Source organism: uncultured Bradyrhizobium sp. (assembly GCF_936928535.1).
Classification (GTDB): domain Bacteria; phylum Pseudomonadota; class Alphaproteobacteria; order Rhizobiales; family Xanthobacteraceae; genus Bradyrhizobium.
This window is the reverse complement of sequence record NZ_CAKZHY010000061.1, coordinates 18,461-43,610: the sequence shown is the minus strand read 5'-3', so window position 1 is coordinate 43,610 and position 25,150 is coordinate 18,461. Positions and strand designations below refer to the sequence as shown.

The window sequence follows — 25,150 nt, the reverse complement described above, 5'->3', positions numbered from 1 at the left end:
CTAACATATGTTGCTTACACCTTTGGGAAGACTTGGCATCCTTGGCTTTCCGGAGGATACAGTCGATGGACGAAAACTTCATCAAAGTGCGCGCTCAAGAGATCCGCGAGCTCGCGACCAAAGCGGACTCGTTCACCAAAAAGCGTCTGCTCGATCTTGCTGACACTTACGAGCGCAGGCTGCGCCCGGCGCCGCACACAACAACAAGAGTCGCAGGCGCCTATTCGCAGCCGCAGACGAAACGCTAGACATGTCCACAGACAAGGAACGCAAGAGCCATCGCGTCGTCTTCGAGCGGCCGCTGACGGCACAGATGATGGCGGTAGATGGCACCTGGCGCCGCCCCTGCCAGGTTAAGCACGTGTCCGAGACCTCCGCCACGCTCCAGGTCGAGACCTCCATTGAGGGGCTTGTATTGAACGAGTTCTTCCTCGTGCTTTCTTCAACCGGACTTGCCTATCGCAGATGCCAGCTCGATCGCGTCAATGGCGACGCGCTCGAAGTCAGCTTCCTGCGTCAGAAGACCAGGAAGAAGTCGAGCCGCGAGACGTCGGCCTGATCAAGACGTACATGAGGGTCGCCGAATTGCGCGCCCGGCGGCGAAATGCCGTCTGCAGTTTTTGGGATGATGCCGACTACAACTGTTTTGTCCGACGAGGCAAACAAACTTCGGAAATCAGCATTCCGATCGTCCGCGCTGGCGAGCAATTGGCTTGGTTCGCACCGCCACTGTGCATGGGCTTTTTCGCATTGCAAAAGCACTTCAGAGTAGCTGCCGATAGATCTCGCCGATCCGAGCCGCTTCCGCGTTCAGGCTAAACTTGGCGAGTACTCGCTCGCGTGCGCACTTACCCATCACAGTCGCCTTAGCGACATCGCGCATCAGCGGCTCCAGCGCTGCCGCCAGGACCTCAGCATCACCTGGCGCAATCAGCACGCCACTCACGCCATCCTCCACCACAAGTTCGGCCGCACCGGCGCGCGCGGCGACAAGGGCACTGCCCGCCGCCATCGCCTCGATCAGCGTCAAGCCGAAACCTTCATTGCGCGAGGTGAAGGCGTAGATCGTCAATCGTTGATACCAACGCTGCACTTGCTCGATCGGCAGCTCGCCCGTGATGACAATGCGCGATTGCAGGCCGGCAGCCTCGATGCGACTCTTCAGATCATTCGCAAACGGTATCTGCTCGGCTGTGACCTGACCGACGATGACGGCAGTGAAGTCAGGATAGAGCGGCAACAGCCGGCACATCGCATCGACGAAGACATCCGTGCCCTTTTGCGCGCGGACGCGACCGAAGCAGCCGATGGCGTAGCGACCCGGCAAACCGCTTTCTGCGAACGCGGCGGCGCGATCCTTCGGCGGTGCATAGGTGTCGGTGTCGACGCCGTGGGGTACCACCGTCGATTGCACTTTCAGGAACGAGGCGGAGATGCCGGATGTCGCAATGATCGCATCCATCTGACGGATTAGCCAACGCGTGATCCAGCTGTGATGGCGCTGCCCCGCCGAGGTGAACACCAGCTTGAGCGGCCAGCCGAGTGCGCGGAGTAGCACGCCTGCGATCATCTCGTTATTGCGCCGCGCATGCCAGATCACGGGCGACTTGCGGCGCCATAGTTTCAGGACAACACTGAAGCCGAGCCGCGCAATCCCCTCCGGCGCGTCCGAGCCGAACCAGCCCGCGTGAAAGAGCTTTGCCAGCCGCGGCGCCACCATCCGGTTGGTCGCGGTGACCCCTGAATAGCGCCTGTGCAAATTTGGCACGATCACTTCGAGATCGCTGGGGGAATTCGCCACGTCATGCTCCGTTTGGTGCGTCTCCTATACGCAACATTAAGCATAGTGACCAGTTCAAGACCGCCGATACCCCCTCTTCACCACGCAGACGTTAACTTGGCGCGTTGATCGAGGACGGGTGAGATCATGACTGTGCTAGTCACCGGCGGCGCCGGCTATATCGGAAGTCACACGGTCCTGGCGCTGGCGGAAGCCGGCGAGGATGTCGTCGTGATCGACGATCTCTCCACCGGGTTCTCCGCCTATCTGCCCGAGCGCGTGCCGCTGTTCATCGGCGATGCCGGCGACGAGAACCTGCTCGAGGGCGTGATTGCCCAGCATAATGTCGAAAGCATCATCCATTTCGCGGGCTCCGTGGTCGTGCCGGACTCGATGCGCGATCCGCTCGGCTATTATCGCAACAACTTCACCACCGCGCGCAATCTGCTCAACGTCGCAGTCAAGCGCGGCATTGGCCGCTTCATCTTCTCCTCGACCGCCGCCGTCTACGGCAATCCGGACCAGGTGCCCGTGCCCGAGCACGCGCCGACCCGGCCGCTGTCGCCTTACGGCTCGTCGAAGCTGATGACCGAAATCATGCTGCACGACGTCGCCGCCGCCTACGGCATGCAGTACGTCACCTTGCGCTATTTCAACGTCGCCGGCGCCGATCCGCAGGCGCGCATCGGGCTTGCTACCGTCGGCGCCACACATCTGCTCAAGATCGCGGTCGAGGCGGCGACCGGGCAGCGCGCCAAGATCGACGTGTTCGGCACCGACTATCCGACCCCGGACGGCAGCTGCATCCGCGACTTCATCCACGTCACAGACCTGTCGCAGGCGCACCGCTCGGCGCTGGCCTATTTGCGCAATGGCGGCGCCTCGACCACGCTGAATTGCGGCTATGGCCGCGGCTATTCAGTGCTGGAAACCATCGACGCGGTGCGCCGTGTCTCGGGCCGCAGCTTCGCCGTACAATACGCCCCGCGTCGGCCCGGCGACATCATGACCATGGTCGCCGACACCAGCCGCATCCGCGGCCTGCTCGACTGGAAGCCGCAATACGAGGACCTCGAGATCATCGCGGCCCACGCGCTGGCCTGGGAGGACAAGCTGTTCCGGGAGCGCCACGGCGAGCTTCGCCAAGCCGTCTCGGCCTAGAATCGCATCCTGCGCAAGCCTTTAATTGGGCTTGAAAAGCGCAGCTTTAGCGGGCACAGAGGCCATTCGATCCCTGACGCGCGGGCAGGCTTTTCCCAGCGCCGTCAATGGACTACGGATGGCCCAGTTTCCAAAGAAAATCACCGACGATCCCTATGCGGCGATGATCCTCATCCGCCGCCTGGTCATGGAACAGGGGGTCGTCTTCTGGCGGCGCTACCTCGTGGCCTTCACGCTGATGGCGGCTGCCGCGGGTGCGACCGCAGGCGCGACCTACGTGCTCGGCCAAGTCATCAACCAGGCCTATGTCGACAAGAACATCCCGGGCATCGCGATGTTCTCGGGCATCACGGTGATTCTGTTGTTCATCAAGGGCGTGGCGACCTACGGCCACATGGTGATCCTGACCAAGATCAGCAACGCCATCCTCGCCACCAACCAGCGCCAGCTGTTCGCAAAACTGATGCGCGAGAGCGTCGGCTTTTTCTCCGAACGGCATTCGTCCGAATTCCTGGCGCGGCTCACGGCCGGCGCCAAGTCGATCACGGACGTGCTCAACATGCTGGTCAACGCCGTCGGTCGCGACCTCTTGATGCTGGTCGCCATGATCGGCGTGATGGTGTGGCAGGATCCGCTGATGTCGCTCATCGGCCTTGTCGCGGTGCCGCCGGCGATGCTGGTGCTGCGCAAGCTGGTCAAGCGCATCAAGGGCCTCGCCTACAACCAGTTCACCGGCACCGCCGACATCATGGAGACGATGCAGGAATCGTTGCAAGGCATCCGCACGGTGAAGGCGTTCACGCTCGAAGACACCATGCAGAAGCGCATCGAAGAGAACATCGCGATCGTCGAGCGCAACGCCAACAAGATGGCCCGCGTTGCCAACCGCTCCAACCCGCTGATGGAAATGCTCGGCGGCTTCGCAGTCGCCGGCTGCCTGCTCTATGGCGGCTACAGCGTGGTCGCGCTCAACGCCACGCCGGGCGCCTTCTTCTCATTCATGACCGCATTCCTGATGGCGACCGAGCCGGCCAAGCGGCTGGCGCGGCTCAATATCGATTTGAACAGTCAGCTCGTCGGCGCACGGATGCTGCTTGAGATCATCGACAGCCCGGCGAGCGAGCATTCCGACGACGACAAGCCGGCGCTGAAGCTCACCGACGCCCGCATCGACCTGCGCGATGTCAGCTTCTCCTACCGCTCAGGCGAGACCGTCCTCAACCGCATGAGCTTCGTTGCCGAGCCCGGCAAGGTCACGGCGCTGGTCGGCCCGTCCGGCGGCGGCAAGTCGACCGTGCTGGCGCTGCTGCTGCGCTTCTACGAGGTGACGCAAGGCGACATCGTCATCGACGGCCAGTCGATCGGCGCGATCTCGCGAAAATCGCTGCGGGCCCAGACCGCCTATGTCGGCCAGGACGTCTATCTGTTTCGCGACACCATCCGCAACAACATCGCCTTCGGCAAATCGGGCGCGGGTGAGGACGAGATCATCGAGGCCGCGAAGGCCGCTTGCGCGCATGATTTCATCATGAGCTTCCCGCTCGGCTATGACACGCCGGTCGGCGAGCATGGCACGCAGCTCTCCGGCGGCCAGCGCCAGCGCATCGCGGTGGCGCGCGCGCTGATCAAGAACGCGCCGATCATCCTGCTCGATGAAGCAACCGCCGCGCTCGATTCCGAGTCCGAGCGGCAGGTGCAGGAGGCGATCGAGCACCTCTGCCAGAACCGCACCACCATCGTGATCGCGCATCGCCTGCACACCATCATGCACGCGGACAGCATCCTCGTGGTCGAGGGCGGCGAGATCGTCGAGCAGGGCCGTCACGACGAACTGCTGCGCCGCTCGGGCCGCTACGCCTCGTTCTTCCGCCTGCAACATCACGACGCCGGCGCTCTGGCGCCGATCAGCGCCACCGCATAGAGTTCTCCCCACCTCAAGAGCAGCGAGACCGCCTCATGAACGCCGCCTCCTACGTGATCCCGCCTCCGCCCCAGGCTTCGCTCCCCGTCGTCGGCGAGGCCGGCCGCTATCCGGTGCGTCGCATCTGGTGCGTCGGCCGCAACTATCTCGAGCACATTCGCGAGATGGGCAATGACGAGCGCGCGCCGCCGTTCTTCTTCGCCAAGCACGCCGACATGCTCGTGCCGGATGGCGCCACCATTCCCTATCCGCCGCTGACCAAGGACCTGCATCACGAGGTCGAGCTGATCGTCGCGCTGAAGAGCGGCGGGCTGAACATCCCCGCCGACAAGGCGCTCGACCATGTCTACGGCTATGCCGTCGGCATCGACCTCACGCGCCGCGACCTTCAGATCGCCTCGCGCAAGAAGGAGCGCCCCTGGGAGATCGGCAAGTCGTTCGACGGCTCGGCGCCCGCCTCCGCCATTCAGCCAGCCTCCAAGATCGGCCATCCCATCAAGGGCAAGATCTGGCTCACGGTCAACGGCAAGGAAGCCCAGACAGGCGATCTCGAACAGATGATCTGGAACGTGCCGGAGACGATCTGGCAGCTCTCGCAGCAGGTGAGGCTCGCCGCCGGTGACATCATCATGACGGGCACGCCGGCCGGCGTGTCGCAGCTCCAGCCTGGCGACAAGCTCGAATGCGGCGTCGACGGCGTCGGCACACTGAAGGTGAGCATCGGCCAGCCGGAATAAGCTGCACGGCACCTAGAAATCAAAAGGCCCCAAACATCGTTCGGGGCCTTTTCATTTCCGCTGGCTCTACCAGGCCTTCACCGGCCGGTCGGCGTGGCTTGTCTGGGGCACACCGCGATTGAGGGACATGTGCGAATGCACGCACAGCCAGCGATCACCATTCCTCGAAAAGATCATGGTGGCGCGGCCAGGGCGCGGAAACGCGCGACCGTCAGGATGGTAGCCCGTGCTCGTCCACGGCGCGATCACCGTCACCATGGAGCTATCGGAAGACGCCAGGATCGAGATCTGGTCGAGCACAAATCGGAAGTCGCTCGTCTTCGGCCAGACGTTGTCCCACTGCGTGGTGACCCACTGATCGAGGCCGGGGATGACATCGTTGTGTGTGCCAAACGCCAGGACTTCAGGATGAAACAGTGGCCGCGCCGAGGCGTAGTCGACCTCGCGGACATACCCTGAGAACGTTTCCAGCCACTCGCGGAAGAACTGCACGGTCGCGGTGTTTGCAAGTGGCAACGAGCCCATTGCCTGCTCCGTTTTGATTCAGGCAACGTGGTGTCCGCCGATCACCTCAGCGCCGAGAATACGATGAGGCCGAGAACCAGCGCCGTCAGCGAATATTTCAGCGAGTAGTAAACGTTGCGGTTCCACTCCTTGACCTTTCGGCTGCCGAGATGGATCTCGTAGAGCTTGCCGAACACCTTGTTAAGCGCGCCGACATGCTCGCCATCGACGTTCTGGGTCGCCGACGCCTTGACGATGTGATGGCTGACCCAGCGATTGATCGCGGTCATGAAGCCGTACTTCATCGGACGCTCGACGTCGCAGAACAGGATGATGCGATTGACGTCGGTCGCATTCTCGGCCCTGTGGATGAAAGTCTCATCGAACATGAAGGCTTCCCCATCGCGCCAGACGCATTCGACGCCATCGACGAGGATTCGGCACTTGTTCGAGTTCGGCGTCACGAGACCGAGATGGTAGCGGAGCGAGCCGGCGAAGGGATCGCGGTGGGCGCCGAGCTTGCCGCCCGGCGGCAGCATCGCGAACATTGCGCCGTGGACGCTCGGAATCGACTTGAGCAGCTCCACCGTCTTCGGACACAGCGTGTTCGCCGAGGGCAGGAAGTCGTCGTACCATTTCAGGTAAAACCGCTTCCAGCCACTCTTGAAGAACGAGTAGAAGCCCCAGTCGTTGTTCTTGGCGGCGGCGCGGATGAAGCCCTCGTCGAACAGGCGTACAGCCTCGTCGCGGATGGTTTCCCAGTTTTCGCTGAGCGGCTTCAACTCGGGAAACTGCTCGACCGAGATCACCGGCTTGTTCGGCACCGCCGAGCCCGCATACATCAGCACATTGTAGGGCGCGAGATAGGTCGAGTGATCGCCGAGCTGGCGCGCGAAGCGCAGCCGCTGCTTGCCGCGGAAGTGAACGTAAATCGTCGATGCCACAAGCACATACAAAATGACAAGTTGCGGCGCAAAAAGCTGTTTCAGCATTTCCCCAATCCCGAGTGACCCAGCCGGATTGTCGTGTAACCCGACCCCGCCCAAGCGGCAAGATATTCACCAAGGGGTTGCAATCACAGTCAGGAGCGCCCGGGGAGCGGAATCTGGAGTCAAAATCGGCCGAAGCGGCCGGATTACGCCCTGGACAGCGCCTGGAGACCCTTGAAGGTCAGGCGCTTCGGGTCGGTGACCCCGGCGAGATAAAGCCGGCGGATGAATGCAATGACGGCGTCGCGGTCACAATCGGTCAGCGCGACGACGGCATCGACCGCGATCTTCTGGGCTTCCATTGGGCTCACCTCGGCCTCGCGAGTAACCCCGGCCGAGACAGGCTAGGACTCATCCGTTAAATCGGCGTTAACCGTTTGGAACCTTCACCGATTCAGGCTGGCGGTCGTATACGCAAAACAACGCATTGGCAGTCGCGGAGCGGCCGCAATGTTTAGCGCGCACCAATGCTCTTTTTAAGTAGCGCGAACTGCTTCTTGAGGCGGGGGACTGCGAAGTCGGTGAAAGCGCGCACCTTCGGCACCGAGAGCCGACCCTGCGGGCAGATCAGGTGAACCGGCATCTCCGGGTCCTCGTCACCGGCAAGCACGATCTCGAGTTCGCCGCGCGCGACCTGCTCGGCGACCTGATACGAGTACATTCGCGCAACGCCGCGCCCGGCGACGGCGGAAGCCACGGCGGCATAGGTGCTGCTGACGGTGAGACGCGGGGTGAACTGGACGGTGCGGGGCGCTGACGAGTTTTTCGGCGGTTTGAACGTCCATGAATTGGGAAGATGGGCCATCGCGACGACCTGATGCTTGGCGAGATCGCTTGGCTCCGCGATCTGCGGGTGTTGCTTGAGATAGCGAGGAGCGGCCACGACGACACGGCGGACCTCACCGATCCGCGTCGCCACCATCGCAGAGTCCGCGAGCGGACCGATGCGAAGCGCGATATCCACGCCTTCATCGATGAGATTGACCGCGCGGTCGAACAGGAGGAGCTTCGCCGATACCGTCGGATAGGCGTCGAGAAACGCATCCAGGATCGGCCGCAGCACCATCTCGCCCGACACCACCGGAGCCGTGATCGTGAGCAGGCCGCGCGGCGCGGTGCGCGGGCCAGCGGCAATATCGTCGGCTTCCTCCAGCTCGATCAGCACGCGGCGGCAGACCGCCACGTAGCGCTCGCCCTCTTCGCTCAGCTTGATTGACCGCGTGGTCCGATGCAGCAGCTCGGCGCCGACCCGCTCTTCCAGGAAGGCGATGGCGCGGCTGACCGCCGCCGGCGAACGACCAAGCTTTCGTCCCGCGGCGGCAAGGCTGCCTTCATCTACCGCAAGGACGAACACCTTCATTGCATCGAGACGATCCATGCCTTCCCGCGGCCCTGTGAGCTTCCACCGCCAAGCTAGGCGTTCGCCCCCACCGCGACAACTCCCGCCTGGCGCCGGTCCGGCATTCGTGCGCGCCGCGAAAGAGTGTCTGCCGGACGGCGCGTCTTCGCAGCCGGGCCGCCGCGGCCTACGTCAGACCCCAGGCCGGCGAGCGCTGGCACGGATCAACATCAGGAGCCCGTCATGGGTATCGAGCAGAAGGTTGCCATCATCACCGGTGCATCGCAGGGCATCGGCGCCGCCCTCGTTCAGGGTTTTCGCGATCGCAATTATCGCGTGGCCGCCACGGCAAGGTCGATCAAGCCGTCGGGCGATGACGACGTTCTCGCCGTTGCCGGCGACATCGCCGACCGAAAAACGGCCGAGCGCGTAGTCGCACAGGCGATCGCCCGCTTCGGCCGCGTCGACACGCTGGTCAACAACGCCGGCATCTTCGTCGCAAAGCCGTTCACGCAATATACCGCAGAGGACTATGCGGCTGTGATGGGCACCAACGTCGCAGGCTTCTTCAACATCACTCAGCTCGCCATCGCCGAGATGGAGAAGCAGGGATCTGGCCACGTCGTCCAGATCACCACGACACTGGTCGATCAGGCCAACTCTAAGGTGCCCTCGGTGCTGGCCTCGCTGAGCAAGGGCGGGCTGAACGCGGCAACCAGGTCGCTCGCGATCGAATATGCCAAGCGCGGCATCCGCGTGAATGCGGTTGCGCCCGGGGTCATCAAGTCGCCGATGCACCCGGCCTCGACGCACGCCCAGCTCGGCGCGATGCACCCGGTCGGCCGCATGGGCGAGATGTCCGACATCGTCGATGCCGTGCTCTACCTGGAGAGCGCGTCTTTCGTCACTGGCGAGATCCTGCATGTCGACGGCGGCCAGAGCGCCGGCCATTAGGCGCATCCGCGCGCCCTCGCGCGAGGACAATGACATGACCAACGTAGACACGAAGCAATATGTCGAGGCTTGGTCGCATAGGCGGCCGGGTACGACCTTACGACAAACGTGGCGCTATGCAGTGGCGGGACTGTCCGCCTCGCTGGTCGGGCTTGGCCTCGCCCGCTTTTCTTACACGCCGCTGATACCGGCGCTGATTGCGGCAAAATGGTTCAACGCCTCCGATGTTGTCTATCTCGGCGCAGCAAATCTCGCCGGCTATCTTGCCGGCGCGCTCGCGGCGCGGGCTGTCGCTGCACGCATCGGCGCCGTGCGCGCGCTGCGCGCAATGATGCTGCTGGCGACCCTCTCCTTCTTTGCCAGCTCGGCCCCTCTATCGTTCACCTGGTTCTTCGCCTGGCGCTTTCTCTCCGGCCTCACCGGCGGAATCATCATGGTGCTGGCAGCGTCCGTCATTCTGCCGCACACCTCGCCGGCGCGCCGCGGCATCGTCGGTGGCGTGATCTTTGCGGGCGTTGGCCTCGGCGTTGCGGCATCGGGCACGCTGGTGCCATTGTTGCTGCAGCAGGGCTTGCGGCAGAGCTGGGTTGGCCTCGGCGTGCTCTCGGCCGTGCTGACATTCGCGAGCTGGTGGAACTGGCCTGCGGAAACCAAGGCTGATGCGGCGTCCCCGCATCATGCCAAGCAACGACATGCCTCTCCTGCCATCCGCGCACTACTGATCCAGTACGGACTCAACGCGGTGGCGCTTGTGCCGTACATGGTCTTCATCGTCGATTTCGTGGCACGAGGCCTTGGCCAGGGCATTGCCGCCGGATCGCGCTATTGGGTGCTGTACGGCCTAGGCGCGATCGTCGGCCCGCTGGTCACCGGCCATCTCGGCGACCGCTCCGGATTCGGCCCGGCCTTGCGCGCAGCCTTTCTGATCGAAGCAGCCGCCGTGCTGCTGCCCACCGTCAGCACCGCACCTCTTTCGTTGATCGTGTCGAGCGTCGTGGTTGGCGGCTTCACGCCGGGCATCGTCCCCCTGGTACTCGGACGCATCCATGAACTTGTTCCGCACTCCAGCGAGCAGCAGCGTGCGACATGGAGCCAGGCCACGACCAGCTTTGCGCTGTTCCAGGCGGCCGCCGCTTACGGCTTCTCGTGGATCTATGCGAACACCGGCGGCGACTATCTCGTCCTGTTCGCCCTCGGCGGCGGCGCCGTCGTGCTGGCGCTCGCGATCGACCTCGGCCTCGCGCTCACCACGCGCAAGACCTAGACGCGACGGTGGCGGCGTGATCAGGAATATCGCATCACGCCGTCATCGATCTTGCCAAAGCGCAAGGAGACGATGTCGAGAGCGTAGTTCTGGTACAGCCGCCATGGCCGCTTCGAGCCCTGCTTTGGCATCTTTGCGACGGAGCGCTGCACATAGCCCGAGGTGAAATCCAGCGACGGTTGCGCGGTGATCTCAGGGTCCTCGTTGTGCGGCATGGCTTGCCGGAAATTATGCCGGTCCATGTAGTTGATAAGCCGGCAGACGTATTCACAGGTAAGATCGCATTTCAGCGTCCAGGACGCATTGGTGTAGCCGAAGGCCGACGCCATGTTGGGCACGTCGGCATACATCATGCCCTTGTAGGTGAGCGTCTTGGCGAAATCGACGGTACGGCCGTCGACGCTGACCTCGAGGCCGCCGACGACCTGGAGCACCAGGCCCGTCGCAGTCACGATGATGTCGGCGGGAAGCTCGCTGCCGTCCTTGAGGCGGATGCCGTCGTGGGTGAAACTGTCGATCTCGTTGGTAACCACGGCGGCGCGCTTTTCGCGGATTGCCTTGAAAAGATCGCCGTCCGGCACGAGGCAGAGCCGCTGGTCCCAGGGGTTGTAGCGCGGCGTGAAATGGGTCGCGATGTCGTAGTCCGGCCCGAGCGCCATACGGACGCCACCGAGGATCAGGTTCTTCACCTTGTCCGGCCGCCGCCGGCTGAGCTGGAAAAAGAACATGCCCCACATCACGTTGCGCCAGCGGATCAGATGATAGGCCAACCGCGCCGGCAGGTTGCGTCGCAGTTTGTTGGCGACAGGGTCCTGCGCCGGACGCGACACCACATAGGTCGGCGAGCGCTGCAGCATGGTGACCTGCGCCGCTGTCTTGGCGAGCTCCGGCACCAGCGTCACCGCCGTTGCGCCCGAACCGATCACGACGACGCGCTTGCCGGCGTAGTCGATATCCTCGGTCCACTTCTGCGGATGCACGATGCGGCCGGCAAAATCAGAGACGCCATTGAATTCCGGCGTATAGCCCGCCTCGTATTTGTAGTAGCCCGCGCACATGAACAGGAAATTGCAGGTGAAGCGCACGAGCTCGGTGGCGCCCTCACCTGCCGTGCGCTCGACCTCGACGGTCCAGCGCGCCTCCGGCGTCGACCACGCCGCGCGCTTGATGCGATGGCGGAAGCGAATGTGCTTGTCGATACCGTTCTCGGCTGCGGTCTCGCGCACGTAGTTCAGGATCTGTGGCCCGTCGGCGATCGCCTTCGGATCGGTCCACGGCTTGAAGGAATAGCCGAGCGTGAACATATCGCTGTCCGAGCGGATGCCGGGATAGCGAAACAGGTCCCAGGTGCCGCCCATGCAGTCGCGTCCCTCGAGAATGACGTAGTTCTTGCCCGGGCACTTGGTCTGCAGATGGTAGCCCGCGCCGACGCCCGATAGCCCGGCACCGACGATCAGCACGTCGAAATGTTCTTGCTGCATGGTTTCCTCCGCCGGGGAGGATTGTCAGCCCGTCTCTCCTGGCGGTCAATCGGCAATCGACCGTCAGACAGCCGCAAAGCGAGGTGAATTCCACGCCCCGAAACAACAAAGCCCCGGATCGCTCCGGGGCTTCGCGTCGATGGTCGATGTGATCAGCCGGTCAGTAGCGGTAATGGTCCGACTTGTACGGGCCTTCCTGCTTGACGCCGATATAGTCGGCTTGGTCCTTGCGCAGCTCGGTGAGCTTGACGCCGATCTTCGCGAGGTGGAGGCGCGCGACCTTCTCATCGAGCGTCTTCGGCAGCACGTAGACTTCCTTCTTGTACTTGCCGTCCTTGTTGTTGGCGAACAGCTCGATCTGCGCCAGCGTCTGGTTGGTGAAAGACGCCGACATCACGAAGGACGGATGGCCCATCGCGTTGCCGAGGTTCACGAGGCGGCCTTCCGACAGCATGATGATGCGGTGCTTGTCGGGGAATTCGATCTCGTCAACCTGCGGCTTGATGTTGGTCCACTTCAGATTGCGCAGACCCGCGATCTGGATCTCGTTGTCGAAGTGGCCGATGTTGCAGACGATGGCGCGATCCTTCATCGCGCGCATGTGCTCGATCGTGATAATGTCCTTGTTGCCGGTCGCGGTGACGAAGATGTCGGCGCGCGGGGCGGCGTCTTCCATCGTCGTGACCTCGTAGCCTTCCATCGCCGCCTGCAGCGCGCAGATCGGATCGACTTCCGACACCATCACGCGGCAGCCAGCCTGGCGCAGCGAGGCGGCCGAGCCCTTGCCGACGTCGCCGAAGCCCGCGACCATCGCGACCTTGCCCGACATCATCACGTCGGTGCCCCGGCGGATGCCGTCGACCAGCGATTCACGGCAGCCGTAGAGGTTATCGAACTTCGACTTGGTGACGCTGTCGTTGACGTTGATGGCAGGCCACAGCAACGTGCCGGCCTTCTGCATGTCATAGAGACGGTGCACGCCCGTGGTGGTCTCTTCGGAGACGCCCTTGATGCTTTTGGCGATCTCGTCGAAGTAGCCCTTCGGCTTCTCCTTGAGCTGCTTCTTCAGAAGCGCGAAGAACACTTCCTCTTCTTCCGAGCCCGGCTTGTCCAGGAATGCAGTATCGCCGTTCTCGGCGCGCAGTCCGAGATGGACGTACATGGTGGCGTCGCCGCCGTCATCGAGGATCATGTTCGGATGACCACCGCCGTGCCAGTCGAACAGCTTTGCGGTGTAGTCCCAGTAGTCCTTGAGCGTCTCACCCTTGACGGCGAAGACGGGAATGCCGGCGGCGGCGATCGCCGCGGCGGCGTGGTCCTGCGTCGAATAGATGTTGCAGGAGACCCAGCGGATGTCGGCGCCGAGCGCTGCCAGCGTCTCGATCAGCACGCCGGTCTGGATCGTCATGTGCAGGGAGCCGGCGATGCGCGCGCCCTTCAGCGGCTGCTTCGGGCCGAACTCCTCGCGGGTGGCCATAAGGCCGGGCATCTCGGTCTCGGCCAGCGAGAGTTCCTTGCGGCCGAAATCGGCGAGCGAAATGTCCTTGACGATGTAATCGGTGAAGCCGGGCTTCGCGTTCATGGGGGTTCCTGTTTGTTTGGCCGGTCATTCCGGGGCGCTCGTGAAACGAGCGAACCCGGAATCCGGAGGATCGAGATTCCGGGTCCGCCGCTATCGGGGCGTCCCGGAATGACGCAAGTGACTCAAACCGCGCGCTTGAGCGCTTCGACGAGATCGGTCTTCTCCCAGGAGAAGCCGCCCTCGTTGTCAGGCGTCCGGCCGAAATGGCCGTAGGCCGAGGTGCGCGCGTAGATCGGACGGTTGAGATCGAGATGGGTGCGGATGCCGCGCGGGGTCAGGTCCATCGCCTTGGCGGCGGCCTTCTCGAGCTGATCCTCCGGCACCTTACCGGTGCCGTGGGTGTCGATGTAGATCGACAGCGGGCGCGCCACGCCGATGGCGTAGGCGAGCTGCAGCGTGCAGCGGTCGGCAAGACCGGCAGCCACGATGTTCTTGGCGACGTAGCGGGCGGCATAAGCGGCCGAACGGTCAACCTTGGTCGGATCCTTCCCCGAGAACGCGCCGCCGCCGTGCGGGGCCGCGCCGCCGTAAGTGTCGACGATGATCTTGCGGCCGGTCAGGCCGGCGTCACCATCGGGGCCACCGATGAAGAACTTGCCGGTCGGATTGATGTGCCAGATGGTCTTTGGCGTGATCCAGTCCTTCGGCAGCGCCTCGCGCACATAGGGCTCGACGATGTCGCGAATCTGCTTGGAGGTGAGGTCCTCGACCAGATGCTGGTGCGACACCACGATCTCGCGCACGCCGACCGGCTTGCCGTTCTCGTACTGCACGGTGACCTGGCTCTTGGAATCGGGACCGAGCACCTTCTCCTTGCCGGAGTGGCGGGCTTCCGAGATCATGCGGAGGATCTTGTGGGCATAGAAGATCGGCGCGGGCATCAGGTCGGGCGTCTCGTTGGTGGCGTAACCGAACATGATGCCCTGGTCGCCCGCGCCTTCTTCCTTGACCTCGCCCGGCTGCAGCGCGTCAACGCCCTGGGCGATGTCGGCCGACTGCGGATGCAGCAGGATCTCGATGTCGGCCCTCTGCCAGTGGAAGCCTTCCTGCTCGTAGCCGATGTCCTTGATCGCCTCGCGCACGACGCTCTCAATCTGCTCGTTGGTGACCGACTTCGGACCGCGGGTCTCACCGGCAATCACCACCTTGTTGGTGGTCGCCAGCGTCTCGCAGGCGGCACGGATCTGCCACGGATCGATGCCGGCTTTCGGCCCTTCGCGGTAGAACAGGTCGACGATTTCATCGGAGATCCGGTCACAGACCTTGTCCGGATGGCCTTCGGACACCGACTCGCTGGTGAAGAGATAGGACGCGCGCATCAAGAAACCCCTTGTTCCACCGCGACCGGCGGACGTTTGCGATATTTACAGTTGGATGATGTCAATCACGCCGGCGCGAGATGACGTAGGATTCGTCGAGAAACCAGAGCCCGTTGTACTTCCGCAGCACATCCCTGGCGGCATCCAGAGTGCGGCCGTTTTGAGTCATATCTGTCAACCGGTCGTCCTCAATCTGAGCGACATACACCGCCGCATTCCACGCTGCAAAGGCTGTCGAGGTTCCGATCGTACCCGTCACCTCGTTGGGCAGCGCTTCCATATCATACCTGAAGATCGAACGGTTATCCGCATAAGCATTAAAATTCAGGTCGCGGCCCAACGATCCGAGCTCGTACTTAACGGCGCGCAATAGCTCATGACGGCTCACCGAGAAAGGGTTTTCTCCGGGCCAGATCGCCTGGATCATTTCCATGCCGGGATCGTGCCCATGGGAGTGGATTCCGATCAGGCGGCCGCCCGGCCGCAACGCCCGCGCCAGCGGTGCAATGATCCGCTTGGCCCGGAAATTGACCGACGACAGGGCCCGGTATGGCTGGGATGCGATCACGAGATCAAAATTGGCCTCGGTCTGCCCGGGCCGCGGAATGGTCGAATCGAGCAGGAATCGATGGTCGTCGCGGTAGAGCACGAGCACGACCGGCCGCTCGTAGAGCGGCATCGCCGTCCGCGGGCTGATCGCGGCACGCCAATTCTGCTCCAGGAACGGCCGTAACTCGGCGATTTGCTGCTCGAACTCGCCCGATGAGGCGCCCCGCAGCGGGACCTCGTGCCACACGGTGGCGGCAGCTGCGGCGGGCGAGGCCGGGGTCAGCCAGGGCGCCTCGGAATAGAACATGTTGGTGAAGACGAAAACCGACGCTGGGTGCTCGAAAATGCGATCCGGCACCTTCTCCAGCGTCAGGCGCAGATCCTCGAGGCTGAGCTCCTTGCCAGCCACGTAGAACGGCATGTGCGGGTAGCGCTGATGCGTGGCGCGCAGCACCCGCGCCAGCACCGTGCCGTCGCCGACACCGGCATCGAAAATGCGCAGCGCCGGCGGCCGCGGATGGATGGTGGAAAGCTCCAGCGCCACCCGGTCGGCGATCACCCGCTTTTCGCTGCAGGTGTGGACGAACAGCAGATATTTCTGCCGGTTCTCGAAAAAGCGGAAATTGCCGCGCGGATCGCGTTTTTCCGGCGGCACCTGAAGCCCCCGAGGCTGCGGCAGGCCGCCGGTCGTGGATGCCGCGATATAGGCCTGGATCCGCTCCAGCGTGTCGATGGTGATGCGCTTGCCCTCGCGCAGGCGCTGCACGAGCTTCCCATCGTTCACCGCACGCCGGCCAAACGTCGATTCCGCCATGTCCGCCTTGCGGCAGAACTCCGTGATTTGGCTCAGGATTTCGTCGTTCTTCATGGATGGGAGGGTGGTGGGCAGAAAAGTTGGGATCTGCGTCGTACCAAATTCTGCCCACTGATGGAATAGCGTCGATTGATTTACCCAACGTCCAATGACGCGTGCGCGAACCCCGAGGGGCCGCCGGGCAACAAACAGGCACTTCTCCTGATGGGATCAACATCATGCGCCGCCTGTTCGTTGCGCTCTGCCTGCTCATCCCGGCGCTGTGGTCGGCGCCCTGCTCCGCCCAATCGCGCAGCCAGCTGGGGCCGCTTTGCACGACCGAGACTACGCCGGCGGACCAGATGGTCGACGCCTGCACCAAGATCATTGCCCTGAAGGTTTTCAAGGGCGAGCAGCTCGCGACCGTCTATTTCTGGCGCGCGGTCGGCTGGAACAAGAAGGGCGACTACGCAAAGGTCATCGCCGACACGACTGAAGCGATCCGGCTGCAGCCAAGCCAGCCGGTCTACAATCTCAGGGGATCGGCCTATTACGACAAGGGCGACTACGACATCGCCATCGCCGATTTCGACGATGCGCTCAAGCTCGGGCCGCCCAGCGCCAGCATCTTCCATAATCGCGGCAATGCCTGGCGCGGCAAGCGCGACTACGCCAAGGCGATTGCCGATTACGACGCCGCCATCAAGGCCGATCCGAAATCGGCGTTCTCGTTGCTGAACCGCGGCATCTCGAAAGAGGCGCTCGGCGATCTCGACGCCGCGCTCGCCGACATCAACCAGGCGATCCGGCTCGACCCGACGCTGCCGCAGCCGCTGATCAGCCGCACCGCGATCTGGCGCGCCAGGGGCGATTTCGATCGCGCCATTGCCGATGGCAGCGAGGCAATCCGGCTCGCCAAGGAGAAATCGCCCGCCAACATCATGACGCCGCCGAACAGCGTGCTGATCTCCGGCTACACTCATCGCGCGCTGGCCTATGAGGCGAAAGGCGACTACGCGCACGCCCGCGAGGACTACAACGCGACACTGGCGATCATGGCTTCCGATGCGGTCAGCAAGGCCAATCAGGCCACCGCAAAGGTGCGGCTGTCGCTGGTGACGGTCGCAGCCGTGCCGATCCCGCGCGATGCACCATCGCCAACGCAGCAGCCGGCACCGGCGCCAGCCCCGCAGCACGCGGGCGCAGCACCGCAGCTCTCCCCTGCACCATCTGTTCGCGGCGCTCGCATGGCATTGGTCATCGGCAACGGCGCCTATGCGCATGTGAAGGCGCTGCCCAATCCGCCGAACGACGCACGTGCCGTTGCGAAGAGCCTGCGCGACATCGGCTTCATCGTGTCGGAGGGCGTCGACCTCGACCGCGCCACGATGCAGAAGATGACGCGCGACTTCTTGCGCGAGGCGGCGCGGGCGCAGGTGGCCCTGGTCTATTACGCCGGCCATGGCGTGCAGATCGACGGCCGCAACTATCTCATTCCCGTCGATGTCGAGCTCAAGCCGGGCACTGGCATGACCGAGGCGATGATCGACATGGACACGATCATGGCCGGCCTTGACGACCAGGTTCGCACCAACATCTTGATCTTCGATGCCTGCCGCAACAATCCGATGGCGCAGCAGGTCGCCAACGCCGGCAGCAGCCGCGGCATCGAGGGCGCCTCGGGCCTCGCCGCACCGTCGAGCCTCGGTTCCGGTGCGACGCTGGGGGCCGGCACGCTGATCGCATTCGCGACCGCGCCGGGCCAGGTCGCGCTCGACGGCGAAGGCGCCAATTCGCCCTTCTCCGCCGCGCTGTCCCGCCATCTCGGCACACCGGGTCTCGAAGTGCAGCAGATGCTGACGCGGGTGCGGGCCGAGGTGGTCTCGACCACGAAGAACAAGCAGGTGCCGTGGTCGAATTCCTCGCTGCTGGGCGAGGTCTATCTGGCGGAGAAGTGACGACGCGCTTGCGCGTCGTCATCCCGGGATGGTGCGCAAGCACCAGACCCGGGATCTCGAGATTCCGGGTTCACGCGAAGCGCGCCCCGGAATGACGCCATGCGTTAATTGCCCCACACTTCCTTCGCGATTTCCACCGCAAGGCTCAGCTTCGCCCACTGCTCTTCCTCGGAGAGGATGTTGCCCTCTTCCGTCGAGGCAAAGCCGCACTGCGGCGACAGGGCGAGCTGCTCCAGGGGGACAAACTTGGCGGCCTCTTCGAGACGACGCTTGATGTCGTCCTTTTTCTCGAGCTCGCCAAACTTCGAGGTGATGACGCCGACCACGACGACCTTGTTGCCCTTGGGCAGGAAACGCAGCGGCTCGAAGCCGCCGGCGCGGTCGCTGTCATATTCGAGGAAATAGCCGTCGTAATTGGTGCCGGCGAGCATGGTCTCGGCCACCGGCTCGTAGCCACCCGAAGAAATCCAGGTCGAGCGGAAATTGCCGCGGCAGACATGCGTCGTCACCACCATGTCGGCAGGCTTCTCCGCCAGCGCATAGTTGATGATGCGGGCGTAGATCTGCTGGAGCCCGTCTGGATGGTCGCCGCGCTCACGCGCCTTCTGCAGTTCATCGGGCGAGCAGAGATAGGCCCACACGGTGTCGTCGAACTGCAGATAGCGGCAGCCGGCGTCGTAGAACGCCTTCACGGCCTTGCGGTAGGTTTTGCCGAGATCCTCGTAGAAGGCGTCGAGATCGGGATAGACATCCTTGGAGATCGACTTGCGGCCGCCGCGGAAGTGCAGCACGGCTGGCGAGGGGATCGTCATCTTGGCGGTGACGTGAGCCTGGTCGGCGATCTTCTTCAGGAAGCGGAAGTGGTCGAGCATAGGGTGATCGTCGGAGAAATCGAGCTTGTCGATCACCCGCACCGCGTCGTGACGGGTCTGCACGCCGGCGAACTGGATGCCCGTGTCGGGGTGGAACAGCTCGCAGCCGGTGAGCTTGGCCAGGAAGTCGAAATGCCACCAGGAGCGGCGGAATTCGCCGTCGGTCGCGAGCTTCAAGCCGACCGAGGCCTGCTTGTGCACGACCTTCTCGATCTCCATGTCCTCGATCTTGCGCAGATCGTCGGCCGAGATCTCGCCCTTCTCGAGTTTCGCGCGTGCGTCCTTGATCTTGGCGGGGCGCAGAAGGCTGCCGACCTCGTCGGCGCGGAAGGGGGCTTTGGTTCGCTGCATATCTTAACTCCCAAGATATTTCTTAGTGGGCCGCCGCCCCTGCGACGCCGAGGTGGCGCTCGAGGACCGACGGGTCGGCCTTCAGCGCGGCGCTCGGGGCGTCGTGGACGATCGTTCCGCGCTCCAATATCACAACACGGTCGGCGAGCCCCAGAATCTTTTGCGCGTTCTGCTCGACGATGATCGAGCAGATACCGCCCGCCCGCGTGATAGTCCCGATCGCCTTCAAAAGCTCCTCGACGATGATGGGGGCCAAGCCCTCGGTCGGCTCGTCCAGCAGCAGGACCTTCGGGTTGAGGGTCAGCGCGCGGCCGATCGCCAGCATCTGCTGCTCGCCTCCGGAAAGCTGGTTGCCGAAATTGCTGCGGCGCTCCTTCAGCCGCGGGAACATCTCGTAGACCTTCTCGACCGTCCAGGGACCGGGCTGCGCCACCGCGGTCATATTCTCTTCCACGGTCAGCGAGCGGAAGATGTTGCGCTCCTGCGGCACCCAACCGATGCCGGCACGCGCCCGCTGGTCGGGCCGCAAGCTCGTGACGTCAGTGCCAGCGAGCGTGACCGAGCCCGAGAAGCGACGGGTGACGCCGACGATGGAGTTGATCAGCGTGGTCTTGCCGGTACCGTTACGGCCCAGCAGCGCCAGCACCTGCCCCTCGGCGAGGTTCAGCGTCATCTTCGGCAGCACCACCGCCTCGCCATAGCCGGCGCGAAGCTGATCGATTGCGAGCAGGTCAGACATTGACCGCCTCCTCGCCGAGATAGACCGCCTTCACCTGCGGATCGCGCGCGACCTGGTCGGGCGGGCCTTCGGTCAGCAGCGCACCGGAAACCAGGACCGAAATGCGGTCGGCAAAGGAGAACACGAGGTCCATGTCGTGCTCGATCAGCAGCACCGTGACGTCGCGCGGCAGGCTGCCGACGACCGCGAGAATATCGTGGCGCTCGCTCTCGGGCACGCCGGCGGCAGGCTCGTCCAGCAGCAGCACGCGCGGCTTGGCGGCGATCGCGACGGCAATCTCGAGCAGCCGCTGCTTGCCATAGGGCAGCGTCACGGTCTGCTCGTTCATGACGTCGAGCAGATGGAAGCGCGTCAGGAGATCGGCGATTTCGCCGTTGACGTCGCTACGCGTGCCCATCCGCCGCCACCAGTCGCCGCCATGGCCGAGGCGCTCTGAGACGGCAAGGCCGATGGTCTCCAGCGGAGTGAGATCGGGATAGAGCTGGTTGATCTGGAAGGTGCGCGACAGTCCACGCAACACGCGCTTGTGCACGGGCAGATCGGTGATGTCCTGGCCTTCGAGCAAGATGCGGCCCGAATTCGGCTTGAGCACACCGGTGAGTTGGTTGATGACCGTGGTCTTGCCGGCGCCGTTCGGGCCGATCAGCGCATGGCGGGCGCCCTGCTCGATCCTGAGCGACAGATCGCGCGTCACGCGCAGACCGCCAAAGGTCTTTTCGAGATTTTGGGTTTCGAGAGCGATGGTCATGCCTCGCTCTCCGGCACGGTCACGACCGCCTTGCGCCCTGCAATCTGCTTGATCAGCAGATTGGGCAGGAACAGCACACCATAGTGCAGCCGCTGGCGGCCGACCAGCACGATCACGACCAGCACCAGCCCGATCCAGAACTGCCAATATTGCGGGGTGATGGTCGAGAACACTTCCTGCAGCATGCGGAAGATCACCGCGCCGATCAGGCCGCCATAGAGATAGCCGGTGCCGCCGATGACGAGCACCAGCATCAGATCGGCGGAGCGGTCGAATGCGAACACATCGAGCGAGGCGATCGCGGTGGTCTGGGTGAACAGCGCCCCTGCGATGCCGGCATAGAAGGCCGCAAACGTATAGATCGCGATCAGGCGGCGGTTGACGGGAATGCCGATCGCGGCAGCGCGCAGCGGGTTATTCTTGATCGCGCGCAGCGACAGGCCGAACGGCGAATGCACGATGCGCCGGGCGAGCAGGAACAGCACGAACAGCACGGCCAGCGAATAGAAGAAACCGGCCTTGCCGAACATGTCGAACGGGATCTGGCCGAGGATCGGCTGCATCTCGATACCCTGCAGGCCGTCGGTGCCGCCGGTGATGTTGGAGAAGCGCTCGGCGAGCGCCTCCAGCAGCAAGGCGATGCCCAGCGTCACCATCAGCCGGGTCAGGTCGACGCCGCGGATCACCAGGAAGCTGGTGGCAAATCCCAGCACCGTCGCGGCAAGGCCCGCGGCGATCAGCGCCAGCACCGGCTCGTTGATGACGCCATGAAGCGCCAGAAGCCCCGCTGCATAGGCGCCGACGCCGAAGAAGGCAGCGTGGCCGAGTGAGACGATGCCGGCGTAGCCGAGGATGAGATCGAGCGACATCGCAAACAGCGCCAGCCGCAGGATATCGGTCATGATCAGATAGCGCGACGGAAACAGGAAGCCGCAGGCCAGCACGATAAGCCAGAAGGCCGCTTCGCCATAGTGCCAGCGAGCATGCCGCTGAGCGTGGAAACCGACGTCGGAAGAAGCGCTCATCGGCAAGCTCAGCGCGCAGCCGTGCGGCCGAACAGGCCGTTCGGGCGCCAGATGAGGATCACGATCATCATGGTGTAGATCACGAAGGGTCCCATCTTCGGTACGTAATATTTGCCGGCGACGTCGCCGATGCCGAGCAGAAGAGAGGCCAGAAACGGGCCGGTGATCGAGGAGGAACCGCCGACGGTGACCACGATCAGGAAGTAGATCATGAACTTCAGCGGGAAATACGGATCGAGGCCGAGAATCTCGGCGCTCAGCGCGCCGCCGAGACCTGCGAGACCGCATCCGAATGCAAAGGTGAAGGCGAACACCTGCGGCACGTTGATGCCAAGACCGCTTGCGGCGCGGGGATCATCGACGGCGGCGCGCAGCCGGCTGCCGAAACGCGTCTTGGCGAGCACCATCTGCAGACCGATCGTGAGCAAGCCGCAGATCACGATGATCATCAGCCGGTAGCGGCCGATACCGACGCCGAACACATCGAACTGGCCCTCCAGCGCAGCCGGCAGATTGATGAAGACACGGGAGGAGCCCTGCATGTAGTCCACCGCCGCGACCGACATGAATGTGAGGCCGATTGTGAACAACACCTGGTCGAGATGGCTGCGCGTATAGAGGTGGCGGTAAAGCGCGCGCTCGAGCACGATGCCGATTACTGCCGACGAGACGAAAGCGAGCGGCAATGCCGCGAAGAACGGCCAGCCGTGCTGGTTCACCAGCAGCATGCAGACATAACCACCGGCCATGGCGAAGGCGCCATGGGCGAGATTGACGAAGTTCATCAGGCCGAGCGTGACCGCGAGCCCGCAAGCCAGCACGAACAGCAGCATGCCGTAGGCTACGCCATCGAACAGGTTGGTGAGGATTGAGGTCATCGTCTCAGCTTGGAGTTACTCGTCTCATCATGGCCGGGCTTGTCCCGGCCATCCACGTTCTTGTTTCGGCTCCCGCGTGGATGCCCGGGTCAAGCCCGGGCACGACGCAGGAAGTGGCTCACGAGATTCCCGATGCCCGCCAAGCGCGCTCGGGGATGACGCGCTTTCGCGTCACTTCTTGGTCTTGCCGAGATCCTTGACGGCCTCGAAGACCTGGAACTCGACATTGTAGAGCTCGCCGTCAGACTTCGACCTTGCGACCCTGCGGATATAGACATTCTGGATGATGTCGCGCGTCTCCGGATCGATCGAGATCGGGCCGCGCGGGCTCTCCCACTTTTGACCCTTCATGGCTTCCACCAACTTGGTGCCGTCGGTGTCGCCGTTGGTCTTCTTCAGGGCTTCGTAGATCAGGTGAATGCCGTCATAGCCGCTCACCGCCATGAAGCCCGGACGATTGCCGAACGCCTTCTTGTAGGCGGCGACGAAGTCCTTGTTCATCTGCGAGGGATGCGCCGCCGAATAGATGTGCGCGGTCACGGTCCCGAGCACGGCGTCGCCCATGTTGTTGAGCAGATCGTCGTCGGTGACGTCGCCCGGTCCGATTACCTTGATGCCGGCCTTGTCGAGCCCACGCTCGGCATATTGCTTCATGAAGTTGCCGCCCTGGCCCGCCGGCACGAACACGAAGATCGCGTCGGGCTTGGCATCCTTCATGCGCTGCAGGAACGGCGCGAAGTCGGGGTTGGCGAGCGGCGTCTTGACTTCCTCGACCACCTCGCCACCGCCGGCAGTGAAGTGCTCCTTGAAGAAGTTGAGCGCATCATTGCCCGGCGCGTAGTCCGAGGTCAGGGTCGCCACCTTCTTGATGCCGTTCTGCACCGCCCAGTCGCCGATGATGGTCGAGGACTGCGCCAGTGTGAAGCTGGTGCGCACGATATAGGGCGAGCGCTCGGTGATGATGGAGGTGCCAGCCGCCATTACCACTTCCGGAATCTTGGCCTGCGTCGCCAGCGGAGCGGCGGCCAGCGCGGCCGGCGTCACGCCGAAGCCGCCGATGAAGCTGACCTTGTCGTTGACGATCAGTTCCTGCGCCGCGGTCTTGGTCTTGTCCGGGATCGCTGCATCGTCCTTGACGATGATCTCGATCTTTTTGCCGGCGACGGTATCGCCGTTCTGCTGCATATAGAGCTTGATCGCGTTCTCGATCTGCTTGCCGGTCGAGGCCTGGCCACCGGTCATGGGCAGGATCAGACCGACCTTGACGGTGTCTTCCGCCTTGACCGGTGCAAGGCCCGCTAGACCCGCGACGGCGGCAATGGCAGCCGCCCGAGAAAACGTCTTGTGTTCGAACATCAGATGTCCCTCCCCTTCATTCCTGACCTTCTTGTGCGGTGGACCGATTGTCTCGGTCCTTGCCTGACTTTAACCCACGCACGAGCGATATCGCGCGCCACATGGCGTCTTTCGCGCCCTCATTGTCAATCGGACGTTTGGCGACCATTCCGCGCAATGTCCGCGCATTGGAGAACGATGTCGCGGTCACGTCGGGTAACCCGAGCCCCGAGTTCGCTCCAGTTCATTTGTACGATTGTACAAATGAACTGGAGCTGTCAACGAAAAAGCCCTCGCGCCGGCCAAGCAGATTGTCGCGAGCCGGCGGCCGCAGTCTAAGAAGGCGTTCGCCACCTGGGATGGAGGATTTCGATTTTCACTTGCAGAATCCGCACATCAGAGAATCGATCTTCAATTTCAAGGTATTTTTATACCTATCTCGAATAAGTCTATTTTACCTTGTTGAAGGCTACCGTTCCGGTCGCGCCGTTCGTCCGGCGTCCGGTCCCTCGTCCCAATTGCAGCAGCCGACTATGTCCAGACATTTCCGTTCCATCGTGTCCCTGCTCGCGCTCGCCGCGGGCCTGTCCGGCTGCGGCACGGTCAACGAAAAACTCTCGGCCGGAGTGGGCGATTACATCCCGCAATGGGCCGGCGGCCTGCCGGCGGATGCCCCGCCCCGGCCGGGTACACCGCAATACGAGGCTTACATGAAGGAGCGCGAGCGCAAGCGGCTGATGCCGGCGGCGCATCAGCAGGCGCAGAAAGGCGCGACCGGGTCGAGTTCGGGCGACGCGATGCGCTGAGGTGACGAATGGCGAATAGGGAGTGGCGAATATGGCCACCTTTTCCATTCGCTACTCGCCACTCA

General features: G+C 63.4%; 24 protein-coding genes. 9 read left to right on the top strand and 15 right to left on the bottom strand.

Annotation, left to right across the window (positions count from 1 at the left end):
• Window positions 1–65 precede the first annotated feature (65 nt).
• Both Q0687_RS09940 and Q0687_RS09935 read left to right on the top strand, forming a co-directional pair.
• The gene (locus Q0687_RS09940) at window positions 66–248 is read left to right on the top strand and encodes a hypothetical protein (RefSeq protein WP_298875338.1); all 183 of its coding nucleotides are present in this window, start codon (window positions 66–68) and stop codon (window positions 246–248) included.
• A 2-nt stretch (window positions 249–250) separates the two neighbouring features.
• Complete coding sequence (locus Q0687_RS09935) at window positions 251–559, top strand: PilZ domain-containing protein (protein WP_298875335.1); 309 nt, start codon at window positions 251–253, stop codon at window positions 557–559.
• Window positions 560–763: 204 nt separating this feature from the next.
• On the opposite strand, the gene Q0687_RS09930 is transcribed toward Q0687_RS09935, so the two are convergent.
• A complete protein-coding gene (locus tag Q0687_RS09930; RefSeq protein ID WP_298875333.1) occupies window positions 764–1,801 on the bottom strand; it encodes a glycosyltransferase family 4 protein in 1,038 nt (345 codons plus the stop codon).
• Between the two features lie 126 nt (window positions 1,802–1,927).
• On the opposite strand from Q0687_RS09930, the gene galE reads away from it, so the two are divergent.
• The 3 genes from galE to Q0687_RS09915 all read left to right on the top strand — a co-directional run bounded on the left by galE (window position 1,928) and on the right by Q0687_RS09915 (window position 5,599).
• Window positions 1,928–2,941, top strand: a complete 1,014-nt coding sequence (gene galE / locus Q0687_RS09925) for a UDP-glucose 4-epimerase GalE (RefSeq protein WP_298875331.1) — start codon at window positions 1,928–1,930, stop codon at window positions 2,939–2,941.
• Window positions 2,942–3,059: 118 nt separating this feature from the next.
• A complete protein-coding gene (locus tag Q0687_RS09920; protein WP_298875328.1) occupies window positions 3,060–4,862 on the top strand; it encodes an ABC transporter ATP-binding protein in 1,803 nt (600 codons plus the stop codon).
• Window positions 4,863–4,897: 35 nt separating this feature from the next.
• Window positions 4,898–5,599 (top strand): fumarylacetoacetate hydrolase family protein, encoded by a 702-nt coding sequence (locus Q0687_RS09915; RefSeq protein ID WP_298875325.1) that lies wholly within the window; start codon window positions 4,898–4,900, stop codon window positions 5,597–5,599.
• A gap of 66 nt (window positions 5,600–5,665) precedes the next feature.
• Here the strand turns inward: Q0687_RS09915 and Q0687_RS09910 are convergent, their stop codons facing one another.
• From Q0687_RS09910 to Q0687_RS09895, 4 genes are all read right to left on the bottom strand, one after another.
• Window positions 5,666–6,124, bottom strand: a complete 459-nt coding sequence (locus Q0687_RS09910) for a nuclear transport factor 2 family protein (RefSeq protein WP_298875323.1) — start codon at window positions 6,122–6,124, stop codon at window positions 5,666–5,668.
• Window positions 6,125–6,165: 41 nt separating this feature from the next.
• Window positions 6,166–7,095, bottom strand: coding sequence for an aspartyl/asparaginyl beta-hydroxylase domain-containing protein (locus tag Q0687_RS09905; protein WP_298875320.1), 930 nt, complete (start codon window positions 7,093–7,095; stop codon window positions 6,166–6,168).
• 143 nt (window positions 7,096–7,238) lie between these two features.
• Window positions 7,239–7,394, bottom strand: a complete 156-nt coding sequence (locus Q0687_RS09900; protein WP_014493894.1) for a hypothetical protein — start codon at window positions 7,392–7,394, stop codon at window positions 7,239–7,241.
• A gap of 152 nt (window positions 7,395–7,546) precedes the next feature.
• Window positions 7,547–8,470 (bottom strand): LysR family transcriptional regulator, encoded by a 924-nt coding sequence (locus Q0687_RS09895; protein WP_298875285.1) that lies wholly within the window; start codon window positions 8,468–8,470, stop codon window positions 7,547–7,549.
• A 204-nt stretch (window positions 8,471–8,674) separates the two neighbouring features.
• On the opposite strand from Q0687_RS09895, the gene Q0687_RS09890 reads away from it, so the two are divergent.
• Together Q0687_RS09890 and Q0687_RS09885 are read left to right on the top strand one after the other, a co-directional pair.
• Window positions 8,675–9,385 carry an SDR family oxidoreductase gene (locus Q0687_RS09890; RefSeq protein ID WP_298875282.1) on the top strand — a complete coding sequence of 237 codons (711 nt, stop codon included), beginning with the start codon at window positions 8,675–8,677 and terminating at the stop codon, window positions 9,383–9,385.
• 34 nt (window positions 9,386–9,419) lie between these two features.
• Window positions 9,420–10,649 carry an MFS transporter gene (locus tag Q0687_RS09885; protein WP_298875277.1) on the top strand — a complete coding sequence of 410 codons (1,230 nt, stop codon included), beginning with the start codon at window positions 9,420–9,422 and terminating at the stop codon, window positions 10,647–10,649.
• A 20-nt stretch (window positions 10,650–10,669) separates the two neighbouring features.
• On the opposite strand, the gene Q0687_RS09880 is transcribed toward Q0687_RS09885, so the two are convergent.
• The 4 genes from Q0687_RS09880 to Q0687_RS09865 form a co-directional block, all read right to left on the bottom strand.
• Window positions 10,670–12,130, bottom strand: a complete 1,461-nt coding sequence (locus Q0687_RS09880) for an NAD(P)/FAD-dependent oxidoreductase (protein WP_298875275.1) — start codon at window positions 12,128–12,130, stop codon at window positions 10,670–10,672.
• Window positions 12,131–12,290: 160 nt separating this feature from the next.
• Complete coding sequence (gene ahcY, locus Q0687_RS09875; RefSeq protein ID WP_298875272.1) at window positions 12,291–13,712, bottom strand: adenosylhomocysteinase; 1,422 nt, start codon at window positions 13,710–13,712, stop codon at window positions 12,291–12,293.
• A gap of 122 nt (window positions 13,713–13,834) precedes the next feature.
• Window positions 13,835–15,031, bottom strand: a complete 1,197-nt coding sequence (metK, locus tag Q0687_RS09870; RefSeq protein WP_298875269.1) for a methionine adenosyltransferase — start codon at window positions 15,029–15,031, stop codon at window positions 13,835–13,837.
• Window positions 15,032–15,092: 61 nt separating this feature from the next.
• The gene (locus Q0687_RS09865) at window positions 15,093–16,448 is read right to left on the bottom strand and encodes a hypothetical protein (RefSeq protein ID WP_298875266.1); all 1,356 of its coding nucleotides are present in this window, start codon (window positions 16,446–16,448) and stop codon (window positions 15,093–15,095) included.
• Window positions 16,449–16,612: 164 nt separating this feature from the next.
• On the opposite strand from Q0687_RS09865, the gene Q0687_RS09860 reads away from it, so the two are divergent.
• Complete coding sequence (locus Q0687_RS09860) at window positions 16,613–18,331, top strand: caspase family protein (RefSeq protein ID WP_298875263.1); 1,719 nt, start codon at window positions 16,613–16,615, stop codon at window positions 18,329–18,331.
• A 104-nt stretch (window positions 18,332–18,435) separates the two neighbouring features.
• On the opposite strand, the gene Q0687_RS09855 is transcribed toward Q0687_RS09860, so the two are convergent.
• The 6 genes from Q0687_RS09855 to Q0687_RS09830 all read right to left on the bottom strand — a co-directional run bounded on the left by Q0687_RS09855 (window position 18,436) and on the right by Q0687_RS09830 (window position 24,300).
• Window positions 18,436–19,554 (bottom strand): cobalamin-independent methionine synthase II family protein, encoded by a 1,119-nt coding sequence (locus Q0687_RS09855; protein ID WP_298875260.1) that lies wholly within the window; start codon window positions 19,552–19,554, stop codon window positions 18,436–18,438.
• Between the two features lie 22 nt (window positions 19,555–19,576).
• A complete protein-coding gene (locus Q0687_RS09850) occupies window positions 19,577–20,293 on the bottom strand; it encodes an ABC transporter ATP-binding protein (protein WP_298875258.1) in 717 nt (238 codons plus the stop codon).
• A complete protein-coding gene (locus Q0687_RS09845) occupies window positions 20,286–21,041 on the bottom strand; it encodes an ABC transporter ATP-binding protein (RefSeq protein WP_298875255.1) in 756 nt (251 codons plus the stop codon). The genes Q0687_RS09850 and Q0687_RS09845 overlap by 8 nt, the downstream gene beginning before the upstream one ends.
• On the bottom strand, window positions 21,038–22,066 hold the full coding sequence (locus Q0687_RS09840; protein ID WP_298875252.1) for a branched-chain amino acid ABC transporter permease: 1,029 nt from the start codon (window positions 22,064–22,066) through the stop codon (window positions 21,038–21,040). Before Q0687_RS09840 ends, Q0687_RS09845 begins: the two co-directional genes overlap by 4 nt.
• A gap of 8 nt (window positions 22,067–22,074) precedes the next feature.
• Window positions 22,075–22,944, bottom strand: coding sequence for a branched-chain amino acid ABC transporter permease (locus Q0687_RS09835; RefSeq protein WP_298875249.1), 870 nt, complete (start codon window positions 22,942–22,944; stop codon window positions 22,075–22,077).
• Between the two features lie 171 nt (window positions 22,945–23,115).
• The gene (locus Q0687_RS09830; protein WP_298875246.1) at window positions 23,116–24,300 is read right to left on the bottom strand and encodes an ABC transporter substrate-binding protein; all 1,185 of its coding nucleotides are present in this window, start codon (window positions 24,298–24,300) and stop codon (window positions 23,116–23,118) included.
• Window positions 24,301–24,812: 512 nt separating this feature from the next.
• On the opposite strand from Q0687_RS09830, the gene Q0687_RS09825 reads away from it, so the two are divergent.
• Entirely contained in the window at window positions 24,813–25,085 is a 273-nt protein-coding gene (locus Q0687_RS09825; RefSeq protein WP_298875419.1) for a hypothetical protein, read from the top strand.
• Window positions 25,086–25,150: the final 65 nt, after the last annotated feature.

Bases quoted from the DNA above. Each gene is read 5' to 3' on its own strand.
- Q0687_RS09940 (WP_298875338.1), top strand. From the start codon at position 66: ATGGACGAAAACTTCATCAAAGTGCGCGCTCAAGAGATCCGCGAGCTC.
- Q0687_RS09935 (WP_298875335.1), top strand. From the start codon at position 251: ATGTCCACAGACAAGGAACGCAAGAGCCATCGCGTCGTCTTCGAGCGG.
- galE (WP_298875331.1), top strand. From the start codon at position 1,928: ATGACTGTGCTAGTCACCGGCGGCGCCGGCTATATCGGAAGTCACACG.
- Q0687_RS09920 (WP_298875328.1), top strand. From the start codon at position 3,060: ATGGCCCAGTTTCCAAAGAAAATCACCGACGATCCCTATGCGGCGATG.
- Q0687_RS09915 (WP_298875325.1), top strand. From the start codon at position 4,898: ATGAACGCCGCCTCCTACGTGATCCCGCCTCCGCCCCAGGCTTCGCTC.
- Q0687_RS09910 (WP_298875323.1), bottom strand. From the start codon at position 6,124: ATGGGCTCGTTGCCACTTGCAAACACCGCGACCGTGCAGTTCTTCCGC.
- Q0687_RS09905 (WP_298875320.1), bottom strand. From the start codon at position 7,095: ATGCTGAAACAGCTTTTTGCGCCGCAACTTGTCATTTTGTATGTGCTT.
- Q0687_RS09900 (WP_014493894.1), bottom strand. From the start codon at position 7,394: ATGGAAGCCCAGAAGATCGCGGTCGATGCCGTCGTCGCGCTGACCGAT.
- Q0687_RS09895 (WP_298875285.1), bottom strand. From the start codon at position 8,470: ATGGATCGTCTCGATGCAATGAAGGTGTTCGTCCTTGCGGTAGATGAA.
- Q0687_RS09890 (WP_298875282.1), top strand. From the start codon at position 8,675: ATGGGTATCGAGCAGAAGGTTGCCATCATCACCGGTGCATCGCAGGGC.
- Q0687_RS09885 (WP_298875277.1), top strand. From the start codon at position 9,420: ATGACCAACGTAGACACGAAGCAATATGTCGAGGCTTGGTCGCATAGG.
- Q0687_RS09880 (WP_298875275.1), bottom strand. From the start codon at position 12,130: ATGCAGCAAGAACATTTCGACGTGCTGATCGTCGGTGCCGGGCTATCG.
- ahcY (WP_298875272.1), bottom strand. From the start codon at position 13,712: ATGAACGCGAAGCCCGGCTTCACCGATTACATCGTCAAGGACATTTCG.
- metK (WP_298875269.1), bottom strand. From the start codon at position 15,031: ATGCGCGCGTCCTATCTCTTCACCAGCGAGTCGGTGTCCGAAGGCCAT.
- Q0687_RS09865 (WP_298875266.1), bottom strand. From the start codon at position 16,448: ATGAAGAACGACGAAATCCTGAGCCAAATCACGGAGTTCTGCCGCAAG.
- Q0687_RS09860 (WP_298875263.1), top strand. From the start codon at position 16,613: ATGCGCCGCCTGTTCGTTGCGCTCTGCCTGCTCATCCCGGCGCTGTGG.
- Q0687_RS09855 (WP_298875260.1), bottom strand. From the start codon at position 19,554: ATGCAGCGAACCAAAGCCCCCTTCCGCGCCGACGAGGTCGGCAGCCTT.
- Q0687_RS09850 (WP_298875258.1), bottom strand. From the start codon at position 20,293: ATGTCTGACCTGCTCGCAATCGATCAGCTTCGCGCCGGCTATGGCGAG.
- Q0687_RS09845 (WP_298875255.1), bottom strand. From the start codon at position 21,041: ATGACCATCGCTCTCGAAACCCAAAATCTCGAAAAGACCTTTGGCGGT.
- Q0687_RS09840 (WP_298875252.1), bottom strand. From the start codon at position 22,066: ATGAGCGCTTCTTCCGACGTCGGTTTCCACGCTCAGCGGCATGCTCGC.
- Q0687_RS09835 (WP_298875249.1), bottom strand. From the start codon at position 22,944: ATGACCTCAATCCTCACCAACCTGTTCGATGGCGTAGCCTACGGCATG.
- Q0687_RS09830 (WP_298875246.1), bottom strand. From the start codon at position 24,300: ATGTTCGAACACAAGACGTTTTCTCGGGCGGCTGCCATTGCCGCCGTC.
- Q0687_RS09825 (WP_298875419.1), top strand. From the start codon at position 24,813: ATGTCCAGACATTTCCGTTCCATCGTGTCCCTGCTCGCGCTCGCCGCG.